General features: G+C 52.8%; 14 protein-coding genes. 11 read left to right on the top strand and 3 right to left on the bottom strand.

What is annotated here, in order from left to right:
• Position 1: 1 nt before the first annotated feature.
• The 6 genes from CJD38_RS04340 (at position 2) to CJD38_RS04315 (ending at position 5203) form a co-directional block, all read left to right on the top strand.
• On the top strand, positions 2-1327 hold the full coding sequence (locus tag CJD38_RS04340) for an aminodeoxychorismate synthase component I (protein ID WP_107939108.1): 1326 nt from the start codon (positions 2-4) through the stop codon (positions 1325-1327).
• On the top strand, positions 1324-2136 hold the full coding sequence (pabC, locus tag CJD38_RS04335; protein ID WP_107939107.1) for an aminodeoxychorismate lyase: 813 nt from the start codon (positions 1324-1326) through the stop codon (positions 2134-2136). The genes CJD38_RS04340 and pabC overlap by 4 nt, the downstream gene beginning before the upstream one ends.
• A gap of 2 nt (positions 2137-2138) precedes the next feature.
• The gene (gene mltG / locus CJD38_RS04330) at positions 2139-3194 is read left to right on the top strand and encodes an endolytic transglycosylase MltG (RefSeq protein WP_240783525.1); all 1056 of its coding nucleotides are present in this window, start codon (positions 2139-2141) and stop codon (positions 3192-3194) included.
• Positions 3194-3814 carry a dTMP kinase gene (gene tmk, locus CJD38_RS04325; RefSeq protein WP_107939105.1) on the top strand — a complete coding sequence of 207 codons (621 nt, stop codon included), beginning with the start codon at positions 3194-3196 and terminating at the stop codon, positions 3812-3814. The genes mltG and tmk overlap by 1 nt, the downstream gene beginning before the upstream one ends.
• Complete coding sequence (locus CJD38_RS04320; RefSeq protein WP_107939104.1) at positions 3811-4758, top strand: DNA polymerase III delta subunit-related protein; 948 nt, start codon at positions 3811-3813, stop codon at positions 4756-4758. Before tmk ends, CJD38_RS04320 begins: the two co-directional genes overlap by 4 nt.
• Before the next feature lie 82 nt (positions 4759-4840).
• Positions 4841-5203: a PilZ domain-containing protein gene (locus tag CJD38_RS04315; RefSeq protein ID WP_107939691.1), complete on the top strand. Its 363-nt coding sequence runs from the start codon at positions 4841-4843 to the stop codon at positions 5201-5203.
• 18 nt (positions 5204-5221) lie between these two features.
• Here CJD38_RS04315 and CJD38_RS04310 read toward each other — a convergent pair whose 3' ends face one another.
• Positions 5222-5920: a cyclic nucleotide-binding domain-containing protein gene (locus tag CJD38_RS04310; RefSeq protein WP_146165925.1), complete on the bottom strand. Its 699-nt coding sequence runs from the start codon at positions 5918-5920 to the stop codon at positions 5222-5224.
• A gap of 215 nt (positions 5921-6135) precedes the next feature.
• Between CJD38_RS04310 and CJD38_RS04305 the strand changes: the two genes are divergently transcribed.
• Positions 6136-7035: an aspartyl/asparaginyl beta-hydroxylase domain-containing protein gene (locus CJD38_RS04305; RefSeq protein WP_107939690.1), complete on the top strand. Its 900-nt coding sequence runs from the start codon at positions 6136-6138 to the stop codon at positions 7033-7035.
• Between the two features lie 69 nt (positions 7036-7104).
• On the opposite strand, the gene CJD38_RS04300 is transcribed toward CJD38_RS04305, so the two are convergent.
• On the bottom strand, positions 7105-7794 hold the full coding sequence (locus tag CJD38_RS04300; RefSeq protein WP_146165924.1) for a DUF6134 family protein: 690 nt from the start codon (positions 7792-7794) through the stop codon (positions 7105-7107).
• A gap of 349 nt (positions 7795-8143) precedes the next feature.
• On the opposite strand from CJD38_RS04300, the gene CJD38_RS04295 reads away from it, so the two are divergent.
• The 4 genes from CJD38_RS04295 (at position 8144) to CJD38_RS04280 (ending at position 13897) form a co-directional block, all read left to right on the top strand.
• Positions 8144-10621: a TonB-dependent receptor gene (locus tag CJD38_RS04295; RefSeq protein WP_161554162.1), complete on the top strand. Its 2478-nt coding sequence runs from the start codon at positions 8144-8146 to the stop codon at positions 10619-10621.
• Complete coding sequence (locus tag CJD38_RS04290; protein ID WP_107939100.1) at positions 10621-11475, top strand: alpha/beta fold hydrolase; 855 nt, start codon at positions 10621-10623, stop codon at positions 11473-11475. The genes CJD38_RS04295 and CJD38_RS04290 overlap by 1 nt, the downstream gene beginning before the upstream one ends.
• The gene (locus CJD38_RS04285; RefSeq protein ID WP_107939099.1) at positions 11475-12938 is read left to right on the top strand and encodes an MFS transporter; all 1464 of its coding nucleotides are present in this window, start codon (positions 11475-11477) and stop codon (positions 12936-12938) included. The genes CJD38_RS04290 and CJD38_RS04285 overlap by 1 nt, the downstream gene beginning before the upstream one ends.
• A 77-nt stretch (positions 12939-13015) precedes the next feature.
• Positions 13016-13897, top strand: coding sequence for an SGNH/GDSL hydrolase family protein (locus CJD38_RS04280; RefSeq protein ID WP_161554161.1), 882 nt, complete (start codon positions 13016-13018; stop codon positions 13895-13897).
• A gap of 29 nt (positions 13898-13926) precedes the next feature.
• Here CJD38_RS04280 and CJD38_RS04275 read toward each other — a convergent pair whose 3' ends face one another.
• Positions 13927-14649 (bottom strand): GDSL-type esterase/lipase family protein, encoded by a 723-nt coding sequence (locus CJD38_RS04275; RefSeq protein ID WP_146165923.1) that lies wholly within the window; start codon positions 14647-14649, stop codon positions 13927-13929.
• Positions 14650-14654 lie beyond the last annotated feature (5 nt).

Raw genomic sequence — 14654 nt, 5'->3', positions numbered from 1 at the left:
CATGAGCTTTCGCGCCGAGCATCCGGGACAAGTCGATCTTTTTGATCTTCACCGACGCGATCCGAAGGCGTATCCGTTCTTGCTGCAAAGTGTCGCGGGCCATCCTCAATCTGGGCGCTACGACATTTTATTTGCGTATCCACAAGCAGCGCTATCATCCACTGATAGCGCTGATTTTTTTGCCGAATTCTCTAGGCAATACGCCGCAGAACAACCACAAGAAAAAACAGATTTGCCGTTTGTAGGCGGCTGGTTTTTTTATCTTGGCTACGAAGCTGCGCGTCTGATTGAATCCTCGCTGTCATTGCCACTATCGCCGCATGCTTGGCCCGACGCGTTTGCTGTGCGTTGTCCGGCCGCCGCGATTTACGACCGCGAAAAACACATCACTCACTTGATCGCTGAAAGCGATGAAGCACAGTTGCGTCGACTCGAAGCCGATTTCAAATTGTGCGCTCAACAATCGATCGAAGATTCTCAAGTAGAAATCGTTTCAGGATTTGTAGAAGATCCGCCGCAGCGCTTTCTGGATGGTGTTGAGCGCGTTCTTCAATATCTGCGTGATGGCGATACCTTCCAAGTCAATCTGTCACGTGCCTGGTGCTCGCAGTTGCTGCCGGGAGTGACGTATCAAGATGTTTACACCCGACTCCGTCAAAACAATCCTGCACCGTTTGCTGGTCTGGCTTGCTGGGGTGATGCCGCTGTTCTGAGCTCATCGCCTGAGCGCTTGGTGACGATTGACCACGATGGCACGGTACAAACACGTCCAATTGCGGGGACACGTCCACGCGGAGTTGGTGAGTCGCAAGATCAATCGTTGAAGCAGCACTTGATTGGCAATCTCAAAGAGCGTGCTGAGCACGTCATGCTGATTGATTTGGAGCGCAACGATCTCGGACGTATTTGCGAGCCGGGCAGCATCGAAGTTAGCGAGCTGATGACGATTGAGAGCTACGCGCACGTTCATCACATCGTCTCGAATATTCGCGGCAAGTTGCGCTCAGGGGTAACGCCGGGTGAAGTACTAGAGGCGGTTTTCCCTGGCGGAACGATTACCGGTTGTCCTAAGGTGCGAGCAATGGAAATCATTGCTGAACTTGAAGGCGTGGGCCGCGGCCCTTATACCGGCGCGATGGGTTATCTCTCGCAGTGCGGCCGCATGGACAGCAATATTTTGATCCGCAGTCTGATCTGCGAAAATGGCGAAGTCAGTTTTCGTGCGGGTGCAGGAATCGTGGCGGACTCCATTCCACAGGCAGAGTTGGATGAGACACGCGCCAAGGCACGTGGGCTGTTACTGGCTCTGAGTACTGCCAAAGCATGAACGCGCTATTCAACGGTGTAGCTGCAAACGATTTAGCGCTATCGCGCGGACTTCAATACGGCGATGGCGTATTTCGCACGATCTTGATTTGGGATGGACAGTTGCTGGATTGGAATCTGCATCTGGAAAAACTATCCGAGGACTGTGCTGCTTTAGAGTTAAGCGTTCCAGATTTCTCGTTGTTGAAAGCAGAAGCCACGCAACTTGCTGCAGAGCAGGCGAAGGCAGTTTTAAAGGTCATGGTGATGCGTCAGCCCGGTGGTCGCGGCTATCGATTTGATGCGCAGGCGAGTGATCGACTACTGCTGTGTTATCCAGCGCCGCAGTATCAAGAGCAGTGCTGGACTTCAGGCGTCAATGCGTTCTGTTCTGATTTTAAATTGTCATTGCAGCCAGCGTTGGCAGGGATCAAACACCTCAACCGACTCGAGCAGGTTTTAGCTTCACGCAATTGGCCGCAAGCAGCAGATGAAGGCATTCTTTGCGATCAGGTGGGGCAACTGATTAGCGGAACACGCAGCAATTTGTTTTGGGTTCGTGCAGGTGTTTTGTGCACGCCGTCATTAGAAGAATCTGGTGTGTCAGGGATGATGCGAAACAAGATACTGGCTTTGGCTGAATCCATGCGGATTCCGACTTCAATCGTGAAAGCGCCGCGAGCAGAACTGGAATCAGCGGATGAAGCCTTCGTCTCAAATTCTTTGATTGGTATTTGGCCGCTGCGTCAATTTGAGCAGCGCGAATGGATGGCGCCGGGCGCTGTCACGCTGAAACTCTCAGCGGCCCTGCAACATCCTAGGCTGGTCTGATCGTGCGCGCGCTACTGACTCTCGTATTGTTGCTCGTTGTCTCAGCTGTTCTGATTTTTCAAGACGCACAAACAATATTGTCGCAGCCGCTTCAGCTCACGCAGAAGCAACACATTGATGTGGTGCAAGGTAAAGCGTTTTCAGCGACCTTGAGTCAGCTGTCGGCTAATAATGTTTTTGCTGCACGACGCGGTGCTTTTTATCTGAAGGTCTATGCCCGTATCAGTGGACAGGCAACCTCGCTTAAGGCGGGTGAGTATGAGCTGGTGCCGGGCATGAACAGTCTCGATTTTCTCGCGCTGATCGTGTCTGGAAAAACAGTGCTGCACGAGCTGCGCTTGATTGAAGGATGGACTTTCGAACAAGCCTTAGCGTCGATTCGAGCGAATGACGAATTGGTTCACACCCTGAAAACGGATGATGCCGAAGTCATCATGGCAGCGCTTGGCCGCTCAGGTATTCATGCAGAAGGGCGTTTTTTCCCGGACACTTATTTTTTTCCAAAGGGCACAACAGACGAAGCCTTCCTCCGTCGCGCACTAGCGGGGATGGATACTGTTTTGGCTCAGGAATGGGAGCAGCGTGAAGAAGGGTTGCCTTACCAATCGCCAGAACAGGCTTTGGTCATGGCCTCGATCATTGAGAAGGAAACTGGCGCGCCATCAGAGCGCGCTGAAGTTGCCGGTGTTTTTGTCAGGCGCTTGGTGATGGGAATGAAGCTGCAGACCGATCCCACGGTGATTTACGGAATCGGCAAAAATTTTGATGGCAACTTGCGCCGTAGTGATCTGGAATTCGATACGCCGTATAACACTTACACGCGCATGGGCTTGCCACCGACACCGATTTGCTTGCCCGGGCGCGCTTCGATTCATGCGGCTTTGCATCCCGCCAAAGGTGACGCCATTTTCTTTGTGGCGCGACGCGACGGCACGCATCAGTTTTCGGCTACGCTAGAGCAACACAATGCGGCAGTAAATCAATTTCAGCGTTCAAGCAAAAGCCAAGGTAAGCCGGCTAAAGCTAAAGACAAACAAAAGAGTAAAGGTAAGAACTGATGACGCGAGGCCGTTTCATTACGCTTGAAGGGGGCGAGGGCGCTGGCAAATCGACCAACGCGCGCTTTATCAAAGCGTGGCTGGAACAGCGTGGACGCGAAGTGGTGATGACACGTGAACCCGGCGGCTCTCCGCTTGCTGAAGCGATTCGTTCCGTAGTTTTAGCGTCTTGGTCAGAAGGCATGCCGCCGCTGACTGAAGCTTTGCTGATGTTTGCTGCGCGTTCTGCACATCTTGAAGCCACCGTGTTGCCAGCACTTGAAGCGGGCAAAGATGTGATCTGTGATCGCTTTGTGGATTCCAGCTACGCCTATCAGGGTGCGGGCAATGGTTTTTCATTGGACAAGCTGAAGACTTTGGAAGAAATGGTGCTGGGTGATTTTCGTCCCGACCTGACAATCGTGTTTGATCTTGATCCCAATGCTGGCTTGCAACGCGCACGCAGTCGCGGCGATCAGAATCGTTTTGAAGATGAGACCGTCGCGTTTATGCAGCGCGTGCGTGAAGCATTTTTGCAGCGTGCTAAAGCAGAACCGGCACGCTACGCAATTCTTGATGCAGGAAATGAACTAGAAACTGTGCAGGCTGATTTATCAAAAATACTGGAGTCACGGGTATGAGCGACATGCTCAAGCCGCTGCCGTGGCAAGAAGAACTCTGGCTGCGTGTGACGACGCTGGTTTTACAGAATCGTCTGACGCACGCCTTGTTGATCGCGGGACCTCGCGGTGTTGGTAAGCGTCATTTCGCCAAGGCTTTGACTGCTTTTATTATCTGCGAAGCACGCAGTGGTTATGCCTGCGGTCAATGCAGAAGCTGCCTGCAATTTACGGCAGGCCATCATCCGAACTTTGTGCATCTGCAACGTGATGTGGATGACAAAACGGGTAAAGAAAAGCGCGATATTTCGATTGAGCAGATTCGTCTGCTTGGCGAGCGTCTGTCGCTATCGAGTTACTACGGACAGGCCAAGGTTGCGGTAGTTGATCCTGTCGATGCGCTGAATTTGAATGGTAGCAACGCGCTGCTCAAAACCATTGAAGAGCCGCCAGCAAATTCATATCTGATCCTTATTTCAGAGCGACCTCAAGCATTGCCCGCAACTTTGCGTAGTCGCTGCCAGCGTTTCCGTATGGCCGCGCCACCGCGTGAGCAGGCGCTGGCTTGGTTGGGTGACTCGGCTGATGCGGTTGATGCGCTGACGCAGGCACATGGCGCGCCGCTGCGTGCGCGTGAGTTGATGGATTCTGAGCATCTGCAACGTGGTCGTAAATGGGCTGCGGAGTTGTCAGCAATTGCCGATCAAAGACGTGATCCACTGGCCGCGGCGGCTGCAATTGGTAAAGATGACGCAGCAGCTTTTTTAGAGTGGCTGCTGACGTGGTTGTCGCTACAGCTGAAAGAGCAGGTTGTGCGTGGCGGCAATGCGACCGGGATCGACACTTTGATTCAGGAAACGCTGCTCGCAAGTCGTCGCTTGGGATCAAATGCAAATCCACAGTTGGTGGTAGAGTCTTTGCTCATCTTGTGGTGGCGCGTCGGGCGTGTTGGCAAAGCCGCCTGAGTGCTGTTAAATCGCTGCATCACCGCACTCGCACGAGGCGGAGCATTAAATATATAAGGGGATTGGATAGGGGATGGATAGCATGAGCACACCTGCACGCCTTGGTGGCGCACAACCCGGCATCCTGACGCTTAATATCAAAGATAAGAGCGCGCTGTATGTTGCCTACATGCCATTTGTAAAAAATGGCGGCTTATTTATTCCGACAACCAAGGAATATCGCCTAGGCGATGAAGTTTTTATTTTGCTCACGCTGATGGAAAACCCTGAGCGCTTGCCTGTTGCTGGCAAGGTTGTTTGGGTCACGCCGAAGGGCGCACAAGGCAAGCGCTTGCAAGGTATTGGCGTGCAGTTCAGTCCGCAGGACAACGGCGCGACTCAGCAAAAAATTGAATCTCAGCTTGCTGGTGCACTCGGCGCCGACCGCCCTACGCATACGATGTAGGGAAGGGCGCCCTTTAGATTAAGGCAGCCCTTTCTCTAGCACGTAGGCGTCAAAACCCTTCTGTGTGAGTACAAAAGCCGCGGCAGCACTGCGGCGACTCGTATCGCAATAAACGATATACGTGACCTTGCTATCGAGCGTGTTGAGCTTCATCCGCAACATATAGAGCGGCATATTCAGGCTATTCGGCAGATTCTTAACCTGATGCTCGCTTGGCAGTCGCACATCAAGCCATCGAGCGCTGCCTTCGTCGATCAACTTTTGCGCATGCTCATAACTCATATGGCGAGTAAGTGGCGCATTCAGCAGTTGGCGAAAATCTTCCTTCGATAAACGCATCAAGTTGCCCGGCGTCAGCATCGTCACCGTGGCGTTGCGCTTGGCGTCTGAAATCAGTGCTTCTTCACCAAAGCAGGCGCCGGTCTCGAGTTCTGCGAGCCGCACAGGCTTTTGTCCTGTTGATTCGCGGGTAACGAGGCATCGTCCGGCAGTAACGACGTAGAAGAAGTCTCCCTCATCGCCTTGCTTGACTATTTCCTGACCTGGCTGTGCCTTGAAGTCTTGCATGCGCATGAACATGGCTTGCAGATTCTCTGGCGGCACCATTTGGAAGGTACGCATCTGCAAAAGCGTGGTCATCCAGTCATCGCTGATGCCAGCATCGTCGGCACGCAGGTCTTTGACTACAAGCGAGTTTGATTGATCCCGGTATGACACGGTTTCAAAACCCTTGACGTTGAAACATTGGGAATATCCTTTTCCAAGCAGACATCGGTCTTTCTGACCTAGGGGAGAGAATAACACCAGTATTTTTGCTTGAGGCGGTATACCTACCCATTTAAAGCTAAAATATGAGCCAAATTGGCATCAAAACCCCATTCGAATGGGTATGAAATCGTAGGGGTACGGAGTTGGAAATGACGTCTGGATTATTGATCAAGCTGGCCGTGGCCATGCTGTTCTTGCTTGGAACGATGTACATCCATTTCCGCGGCAAGGTGCGCCACAGCTTTAAGCGCCAGTTGAGCGATCACTCAACCATCATGGCGCCGTACAACATCATGGTTTACGCGCGTTCGGCGATTCCGAATACGCCGATGATTGATGTGAACCAGTTTCCCGACCTCAAGCTGCTGCGCGATAACTGGGAAGTCATTCGTGACGAAGCCCAAGCGCTTTATGGCGACGGCAAGATCGGTGTTTCTGATGGCACTAACGATCTCGCGTTCAACTCATTTTTCCGCAAAGGCTGGAAGCGCTTTTACCTGAAGTGGTACAGCGACTATCTGCCATCTGCTACTCAGCTTTGCCCAAAGACGGTTGACCTGATTAGACGCACGCCATCGGTGAAGGCTGCGATGTTCACGGTGCTTGAGCCCGGCGCTTTCTTGGGTAAGCATCGCGATCCATTTGCAGGCTCGCTGCGCTATCACCTGGGTTTGGTCACGCCGAATTCAGATGATTGCCGCATTTATGTCGACGGCCATATGCATTCATGGCGCGACGGTAAGGACGTCATGTTTGACGAAACCTTCATCCATTGGGCTGAGAACAAAACTGATCAATACCGTGTGATTCTGTTCTGCGATATCGAACGTCCTTTGAAGGATCCGATTTCTCGCGCAATTAACAATGCCTTCGGTCGTATTGCTGTGGCTGCGTCAGCATCGCGCAATATGCCCGGCGAAAAGCTCGGCGCCTTGAATCATATTTTTGCGTACATCTACAGCATTCGCCGAGTCGGCAAGTGGATGAAAGCGAAACATGAGCGTGGCTATTACATCTTCAAATACTGCCTCATTGCTGCGCTGATTTACTGGGTTCTGAAATAAGATTTCAGAGTGAAAGGAAAAAGGCTTGAAGTCTCACGACTCCAAGCCTTTTTTATTGCTGGGATATTTCTATTTTACGGATGTACGAATGTAATCCACCGTGCCCATAACGGTTGGATATCTCATCGCGCAAAGTCTGCCGATGCTGTCGTACCACAGCACGACGTCAGTAGAAGTTTTGTCTTGCGTTGCCTTGGTTTCAACGCGCTCACAATTTTGAGTGACGCCGTCAGCCGTGATGGGCTCAAAGCCTTTGGAAACGCCGTTGACGGTGATAATTTTTCCTTTAGTTAAATCAAACACAGGCGAATGTGAAACGAAGCTGCGGCTCGTTAAGGTTAATGGCCAGGCTTCTGCATCAAGTTCGTGAGATGAGTCTTGCGTTGTGGCAGATAGTTTTCCGTTTGCTAAGCGAGTCACTTTGAGCGACTCATTGGAATCTTTAACCGTCGATTTCACGATGGTGCTGGATGTGAAACTCTCCAGCGTTTGTCCGCGCCATGTGCTTTCCAATGTTTGATCCATCGCAGCTTTTAACAGCATGCGTGAAAGCTCCAAATGCTCGACGCGGCGCTCAACAATACGATCGCCAGATTGCGTGAAATCAAAAACCAGCGTGCCGGTAGGCTTGCCATTCGAGCGCGAAATAAAGCTGAGCTGCGAGCCCGCTTTAGGCGTCCATGACGGCGTCGCAGCTTCAGCGATAGGTGACAGGCTGATGGCGAGTGAAAGCAGCAAGGTTTTTTTAATGAAGTTCATGTGCATTTAATTTAGTCAGATGTTCCAGTGCCATGATTAACGCGTATGGCCAACAGCCATTTTATGGCCTGAGAACGTTGAATTCTTAGCTATTAATGTACAGGCAGTATGCCTTTGTACCCCCTCCCAAGATGGAGGGCATTGGGTACGTGGATAGTCCAATACACTCCTCTTCAGCCCCTTCTTCATGGGAGGGGGAGTGAAGGCATTTGCGCCATAAGCTCGTCTACAGAAGCTCACGACAAACGATCGTGATGACAGTGTTTATAAAAAACAGAGTTTCTGGAGAGAGCGCATGCGGAATATTAAGGATCTGGCAATACACAGGATCGGACGAACAATGCTGGGCATGAGTTTGTCACTATGTTCGACCGGACTTGCCTTGGCGCAGGAGGCGGCGCCTGCAGAATCAACAGCGCCAACCTCTACTCCTGCTGCGGCTCCAGAATCGTCAGTGGATACTGATCTTCAGGATTTGTTGATGGGTGCTGATAATGCACCTGCAGAACAGCCAGCAGCGGAGCAGCCAGCGACGGCTTCGGACGAGACAACAGACACTGCTGCTGCGAGCGCGGCCACAGCGCCAGCAGAAGCCCCACCGCCAGCCGCAGAGTTGTCCGTAATCCCGGTCGCCGATCCTGCTGCCAAGCGCGCAGTGTCACAAGCAGACCGCGGCACGCCAAGGCAGATCGAAGAAATTGTCGTCACCGCGACGAAGCGTGAAGAATCTCTACGTGATATTCCCGCGAGCATCTCCGCAATGAAAGGCGAAGATCTCGAACGCAGTGGCGCCCGTGGTGTTGAAGACATTACGAAGCTCGTCCCCGGCGTGACTTTCAGCGATGACTCGATCAATCCTTCGAAAGTGACGATCCGCGGTATTTCAGCAGGAACATTGAGCAACCCGACAACGGGTGTTTTGTTCGGCGATGTCTCTTTCACTGACGCGTATTTGCCACGCGTCACGTTGGATCCGAATCCTTTCGATATGGCCTCGATTGAAGTTCTGAAAGGACCGCAAGGCGCGCTGTTCGGATCGGCAGCGCTGAATGGCGCGGTGCGTTACGTGCCGCAGGCACCAAAGTTTGGTCAGTACGAAGTTCGCTGGTTCGCGCAGTACAGCATGATCACTGAAGGCGGCGCCGCACCAACATTCGGCGGTGTCATTAACGTGCCTTGGGGCGAAGACTTTGCTTTTCGCGGCATGGCCTTCAAACGCCAATCTCCAGGCTGGATCGACAACACGGGTACTGGCAAAACCGATATCAACAATCTTGACCAGAAGGGCGCGCGCGGCATTCTTGCTTGGCGTCCGGATGAAGATTTGAATATCGGCTTCACTTACGTTTGGCAGCAGACCAACTTCAACGACACCGGCTTCGCAGACGGAGGCAACGGCAAACTCACGCGTAGCAGCAGTACCAAACCTAGTCCTGTAGACAGTCAATACAAACTTGCCGACTTGGTGCTGCGCTATTCCTTCGATTCTATGGATTTGGTTTCCGACAGCGCTTGGGTAGACAAGAACGCACACAAGATGATCGATACTTCCACGGACTTAACTGGAAGTACCACACCGTACGTATTGCTCGAAGACACCAGCACTTCTGAAACTTTCAGTCAGGAACTGCGCTTGGTGTCTACCGACACGGATTCGTCTTGGCGTTGGGTCACTGGCGTGGTTGGATCGAAGCAAAACTTGTTCTTCGTGCCCGCGTATTCCACTCCTGTTTTGCCCGGCGTGGATATATCGCCGCTGCTCACGGGACTCGGTCTACCAGACACTGGCCTTGGCGGACTGCTGACGGACGATGGTTCTGTCAATCTCTTGCGCGTCATCACAAAGGCAAAGATCAAAAGTCTGGCGTGGTTCGGTGACGTGACGTATCTCCTCGGCGAATCGCTAGAGCTCAGCCTCGGTGGTCGCTACTACCGTTCGCAGACCGATGGTTATGTACTTCAGGATGGCGTGCTGGTGTTGATCAAAGGCGCGCCAGAGATCGTGAACGAAGGCATCGTCAAAGAGCCGGGCTTCAATCCGAAAGCATCGGTGCTGTGGCGCATTACTGACGACGTGAATCTCTACGCTGCGGCCTCTAAAGGTTTTCGTAACGGCGGCCTGCAACCCGGCTTTACCAGTTCACTGTCCTCCAAGCAGGCTCCGGATCGATTCAAGTCCGATACGCTTTGGAATTACGAAGTAGGTACGCGCACGCAGTGGCTGGACAACACACTGCATTTCGATACAACCGCGTTCTACATTGACTGGAAAGATCCACAAGTTTTGTTGGGTGACTCGGTTCTACATCTTCCTTACTTAGACAATGTTGGCCGCGTGAAGAGCGTGGGCATTGAAAGCGCGGTGCAGTGGTTGCCGGTCTGGGTTCCAGGGCTGTCGATCAACGCTTCAGGCGCGTGGATACGATCAGAGACAGCTTCAGTATTTGAAAGCGAGACCGGCGCCTTCTTGCCCAAGGGCACGCCGTTTCCTTTGGCAGCGGAATGGCAAACGTCGACGACCGTTGCTTATCAACGCGAGATCGGCAATTGGAGAGCGGGCGGTAGCGTAACGCACAGCTATCTCAGTGGTTCACACGTTGATCTTGGACAGACGCTGCCGGTGTTCGGCTATCAACAATGGGATGTGCAACTGAGTTTGAATAATCCAGAAATTCCTTGGCTGCCAGAAGCGAGCGTGAGCGTGAGTAATCTCATGGACGAGCGCGGCGTTGCCAATGCGACGCTGGGCGGCTTGGTCACAAAGACCGTTAAGACAACATATATCCAGCCGCGCGCAGTGATGCTGCGGCTCAGTGGGAGTTTCTGATGAGCAACAAATCGAGCGGCGCTGCCGCACCTTCTTATCCCGATACGTTGCCCTTACCTGAGGTTTACGAAGGCGGAGCGGGCACGCCGCTGGTATTGATACACGGCTTTGGTGGCAACTGGCGCATGTGGAAGCCAGTGCTTGCGCAGTTGGAAAAACATCACCGCGTCATCGTTCCAACTTTGCCCGGGCACTCGGGCGGTCTCCCACTCGCTCGCCGTGCGACGCCAGCGACTATTGCTGATGCACTCGCCGTGCAACTGCGCGCACGTGGCTTGGATCAAGCGCATGTTGTCGGTCAGTCACTTGGCGGTTACATGGCTGTAGAAATGGCGCGACGTGGCGTGGCGCGTTCGGTGTTGGGACTTTCTCCTGGAGGCGCTTGGAAGGATGCATCTCATCAGCAAGCACTCCTCAAACGCATACGCGGCACATTCAAGCTAATGCCTTACATTTTGCCTCTGGTGAAATTGCTGGTCGGTGTTAAGTCGCTGCGCAAACTCATTTTGAAAGATGAGATGGAACATGGCGACAGAATGTCTGCGGCAGAAGTGCGCGGCATGCTTCACCACGGCATGAATTGTTCAATTGCGCACGAATTTCTCGACGATGGCATCGCGCAAATTAAACGCTTGCCCAAAGAAAACACCACGCCTGTTCGCATCGTTTGGTGTGGCAACGACAGAGTGCTGACGTTCAATGAATTCGGCCAGCCCTTCCTCGATATTCTCGGCTTGAAGACTCACGGTGTGTTGCCGGGCTGCGGCCACAACCCTATGTACGATGACCCCGCCGGCGTTGCTAACGCCATCCTCGAATTTACTCGATCAGTTGAGACTGGAAAACTTCCATAGTGAACAATCAAAGTGCGTCGCTGCGTGACACCAAGCTGTCTTTGGGCCTCAAGCTTGGGTATGGCAGTGGTGCTGTATTGGATGCGATGGTCAATACGACACTCAATATTTTCCTGCTGTTCTACGCCACGACTGCTTGCGGACTTTCTGCAGGACTAGCGGGCGGCGCACTTGCACTTGCTCTTGTGGTCGACGCCATCGTCGAGCCGATCATTGCCTTGTACTCAGACAACTTTCACTCACGGTGGGGACGTCGTCTGCCGTTCATGCTGGTGGCAACGCCAATGATCATGATTGGTATGGTGCTGCTGTTCTCGTTGCCAGACACGGATAGCCAAGCGTTGCTGTTCGTCTCGCTATTTTCTTGCGGCGTACTGTTGCGAGTATCACTATCGATATTCAACTTGCCGTTCCTTGCTGCAGGCGCCGAATTTACGGATGACCAAGCAGAGCGCGCCAGCATCATTACGCTGCGTTGGCTGATTTCAACGCTGGGCGCGTTCATTACGATTGCTATTGGGTTCAGCATATTCTTCAAGGTAGAAGGCAGTATCGCGGAGCGACAGCACTACGCGCCTTTCGCAATGACGCTCGCGGCGATCATGCTTCTAGCAGCGCTCACGTCTATGCACGCCGTGCGTCGTACGCTTGCGCGTCAGCACGTCACTGCAGTAAGCCGTGGAAGCTTGTTCTCGACAATTGTTGAAGACATGCGCGAACTCGGACGCAGTCATAGCTTTCGCGTGCTGTTCGGCGTGGCGTTGCTATTTTCTACAGCGCAAGGCGTGACGCAATCATTGGGTCTGCATGCCAATACTTTCTTCTGGCACATCACGACTGAGCAGATGCAGCTTGTGACGCTGTCGTTGGGTCTCGGATTAATTCTTGGCGCGCCTATGGCTGGGCCCATCGTGACCAGACTGGAAAATAAAACGGCCGTCATCATTGGCCTTGGCGGTCTCATTCTGATGCAGGCCTTGCCAGCAACACTGAAGCTTACGGGTGTGTTGACGTTGCAAGGACAGCCGTTGGCTGAGGCGCTTGCGGTCATTGGCGTGTTCGGCGGAATTTTGACCACCATCGCAGCCATCGCCTTGTTGACCATGATCACCAATGCGGCGGACGAGCATGAACATCGTTTCGGTGTTCGACGCGAAGGTTCGTACTTTGCGGGATGGTCGTTCGCCACCAAAGCCGCGAGTGGCCTTGGCACTTTTCTGTCCGGACTTGCATTGCAGGTGATTGATTTCCCCGTACAGCAGAGCAAACAGTTGGGGATCAGTTTGCAATTGCCAGAGGCGACGAGCAATGCGCTGGGGTTTTTCTATGGCCCTGGTGCAGCGGTCCTGACCGTACTTTCGGCGCTGTTAATGATCGCCTTCCATCTCGACCGAAAAACCCACGCGTCGATCATGGCTGACCTGCAAGTAAGGCGCGCCAAAGCACTTAATGAAGGCAGCTAGCGTTTAAAAACTGGCACTTGTCTTCAGTTTCGAGCAGGCTAGGGCACTAGACCTGTAGTGAATGGAGTCGCTGCATCTTGAGGATAGTCGCCAAGCTCTTCGGAGTGCTTGTTCTGTTTGTTGTGCTCGCAGGCATCGGCCTTGCCGTGCATCTTTACTACGCAGGCCGCACGCACTCTGAAAACCCCCAATACGTGGCCTTAGGTAGCTCTTTCGCTGCTGGCCCCGGTATCACTGAGCGTGCGCCTGGCAGCCCGATCACTTGCGGCCGCTCTAAGGACAATTATCCTCATCTGCTCGCGCGCAAACAACAGCTCTCTCTGGTCGATGTGACCTGCAGCGGCGCCATCACCAAATATATTCTTGAAGACGGGCCGATGCTGCAGCCCGCGCAGATCAACGCGGTCAGTGAAGAAACAGAACTCGTCACCGTCACCATCGGCGGCAATGATGTTTCCTACATGGGCAATCTGATGGCCTTAGGCTGTGATGCAAGCACAGGATCAGTTGAGCGCTTTTTAGGTGTTTGTCGTGTGAAGTCAGTAGAGAAAGTCGACAAAGATTTTGCAGCGCTACCCAGTCGATTAACTAAGATCGCTAATGAAGTTCATGCGAGAGCGCCTAAAGCGCGATTGATCTTCGTGAATTACTTCACTGTTCTTCCGGAATCCGGAACGTGCAAACGTTTGGAGCTCAGCGTTGAAGCGGCGGACAGAATGCGAATGGTGGCTCAGCGCCTAGCTAGCACTATTCATGATGTGGCGCTAAACAATCATGCCGAAGTGCTTGATCTGAGCAGCCTTAGTGCGTCACATAATGTCTGCGCAAAAGATCCTTGGTTGCAAGGCAGGCATACGGGAAGTTTTTTTATCGCGCCGCTTCATCCCAATCTGGAAGGCATGGAAGCAACGGCAGAGGCGCTCAACCAATTATTAGATAAGCCGAGTGCTGCACAATAGCGGGCAGTCTCGCGAATTCAGCGCTGATTTTATTGATGTCTAGCTGAGATTTCGTCTTGCACGGCCTTGGCGATCAAGTGGGCACCTTCACCATCAGGGTGAACTCCATCAAGCTCAAAAAACTCAGGGTGAGACGCTGTTACGTTGTGGATGTCGACGACTGAGAGATTCAGCGAGGCGCCGATCTGTTTCACGCGCTCGGTAATTTCCGTAACAACTTTCGCGTTCATTCCCGACGGCAGCTCAGTGCGATCGTGTACGAGAAAAGTACTAGGCGGAGTTAACAGGATGACTTTCGGTTTGCTCGGCAGCGTTTGGTAATGCTGTATGAGTGCGCGTAAGTCTTGATCGAATCGGGAGATGTTCGACCAGTTTTGTGGCTTCGTGTCATTTGTGCCCAGCATGATGACGACGATATCGGGAGCGAACTCCGAGCTGAGTTTGAAATAGCGATGATTCCAGTAAGGAAGATCGCCGGCCTTCTGAGCGGTAAACCCGATCGCGCCAAAGTTTCTAACTGAATAGGCATTGCCCAGTAAGCCTTCAAGCTGCTGCGGATAACTTTTGCTCGGAAAAAATGGATTTCCAAATGTAATGCTGTCTCCTACGCAGGCCACTTTTATCGTGTTCGGTTTGGCCGGAGTAAACGGACGGCCATAAAAAGTGGAGTAGGCCACGAATAAAGCGAGCAGGGCGACGATGCTGACGATCGGAAGCAACACAAACATCAGGACTTTACGAGTACGGGTCAAGGCAT

Origin of the sequence: Stenotrophobium rhamnosiphilum, from assembly GCF_003052265.1 — a bacterium.
GTDB lineage: Bacteria > Pseudomonadota > Gammaproteobacteria > Nevskiales > Nevskiaceae > Stenotrophobium > Stenotrophobium rhamnosiphilum.
Note: the sequence above shows the minus strand (reverse complement) of the source record. Positions and strands in the feature narration are given on the sequence as shown.

What these genes read in the sequence shown, in the direction of transcription:
- CJD38_RS04340 (WP_107939108.1), top strand. Translation starts at nt 2, where the DNA reads ATGAGCTTTCGCGCCGAGCATCCGGGACAAGTCGATCTTTTTGATCTT.
- pabC (WP_107939107.1), top strand. Translation starts at nt 1,324, where the DNA reads ATGAACGCGCTATTCAACGGTGTAGCTGCAAACGATTTAGCGCTATCG.
- tmk (WP_107939105.1), top strand. Translation starts at nt 3,194, where the DNA reads ATGACGCGAGGCCGTTTCATTACGCTTGAAGGGGGCGAGGGCGCTGGC.
- CJD38_RS04320 (WP_107939104.1), top strand. Translation starts at nt 3,811, where the DNA reads ATGAGCGACATGCTCAAGCCGCTGCCGTGGCAAGAAGAACTCTGGCTG.
- CJD38_RS04315 (WP_107939691.1), top strand. Translation starts at nt 4,841, where the DNA reads ATGAGCACACCTGCACGCCTTGGTGGCGCACAACCCGGCATCCTGACG.
- CJD38_RS04300 (WP_146165924.1), bottom strand. Translation starts at nt 7,794, where the DNA reads ATGAACTTCATTAAAAAAACCTTGCTGCTTTCACTCGCCATCAGCCTG.
- CJD38_RS04295 (WP_161554162.1), top strand. Translation starts at nt 8,144, where the DNA reads ATGAGTTTGTCACTATGTTCGACCGGACTTGCCTTGGCGCAGGAGGCG.
- CJD38_RS04290 (WP_107939100.1), top strand. Translation starts at nt 10,621, where the DNA reads ATGAGCAACAAATCGAGCGGCGCTGCCGCACCTTCTTATCCCGATACG.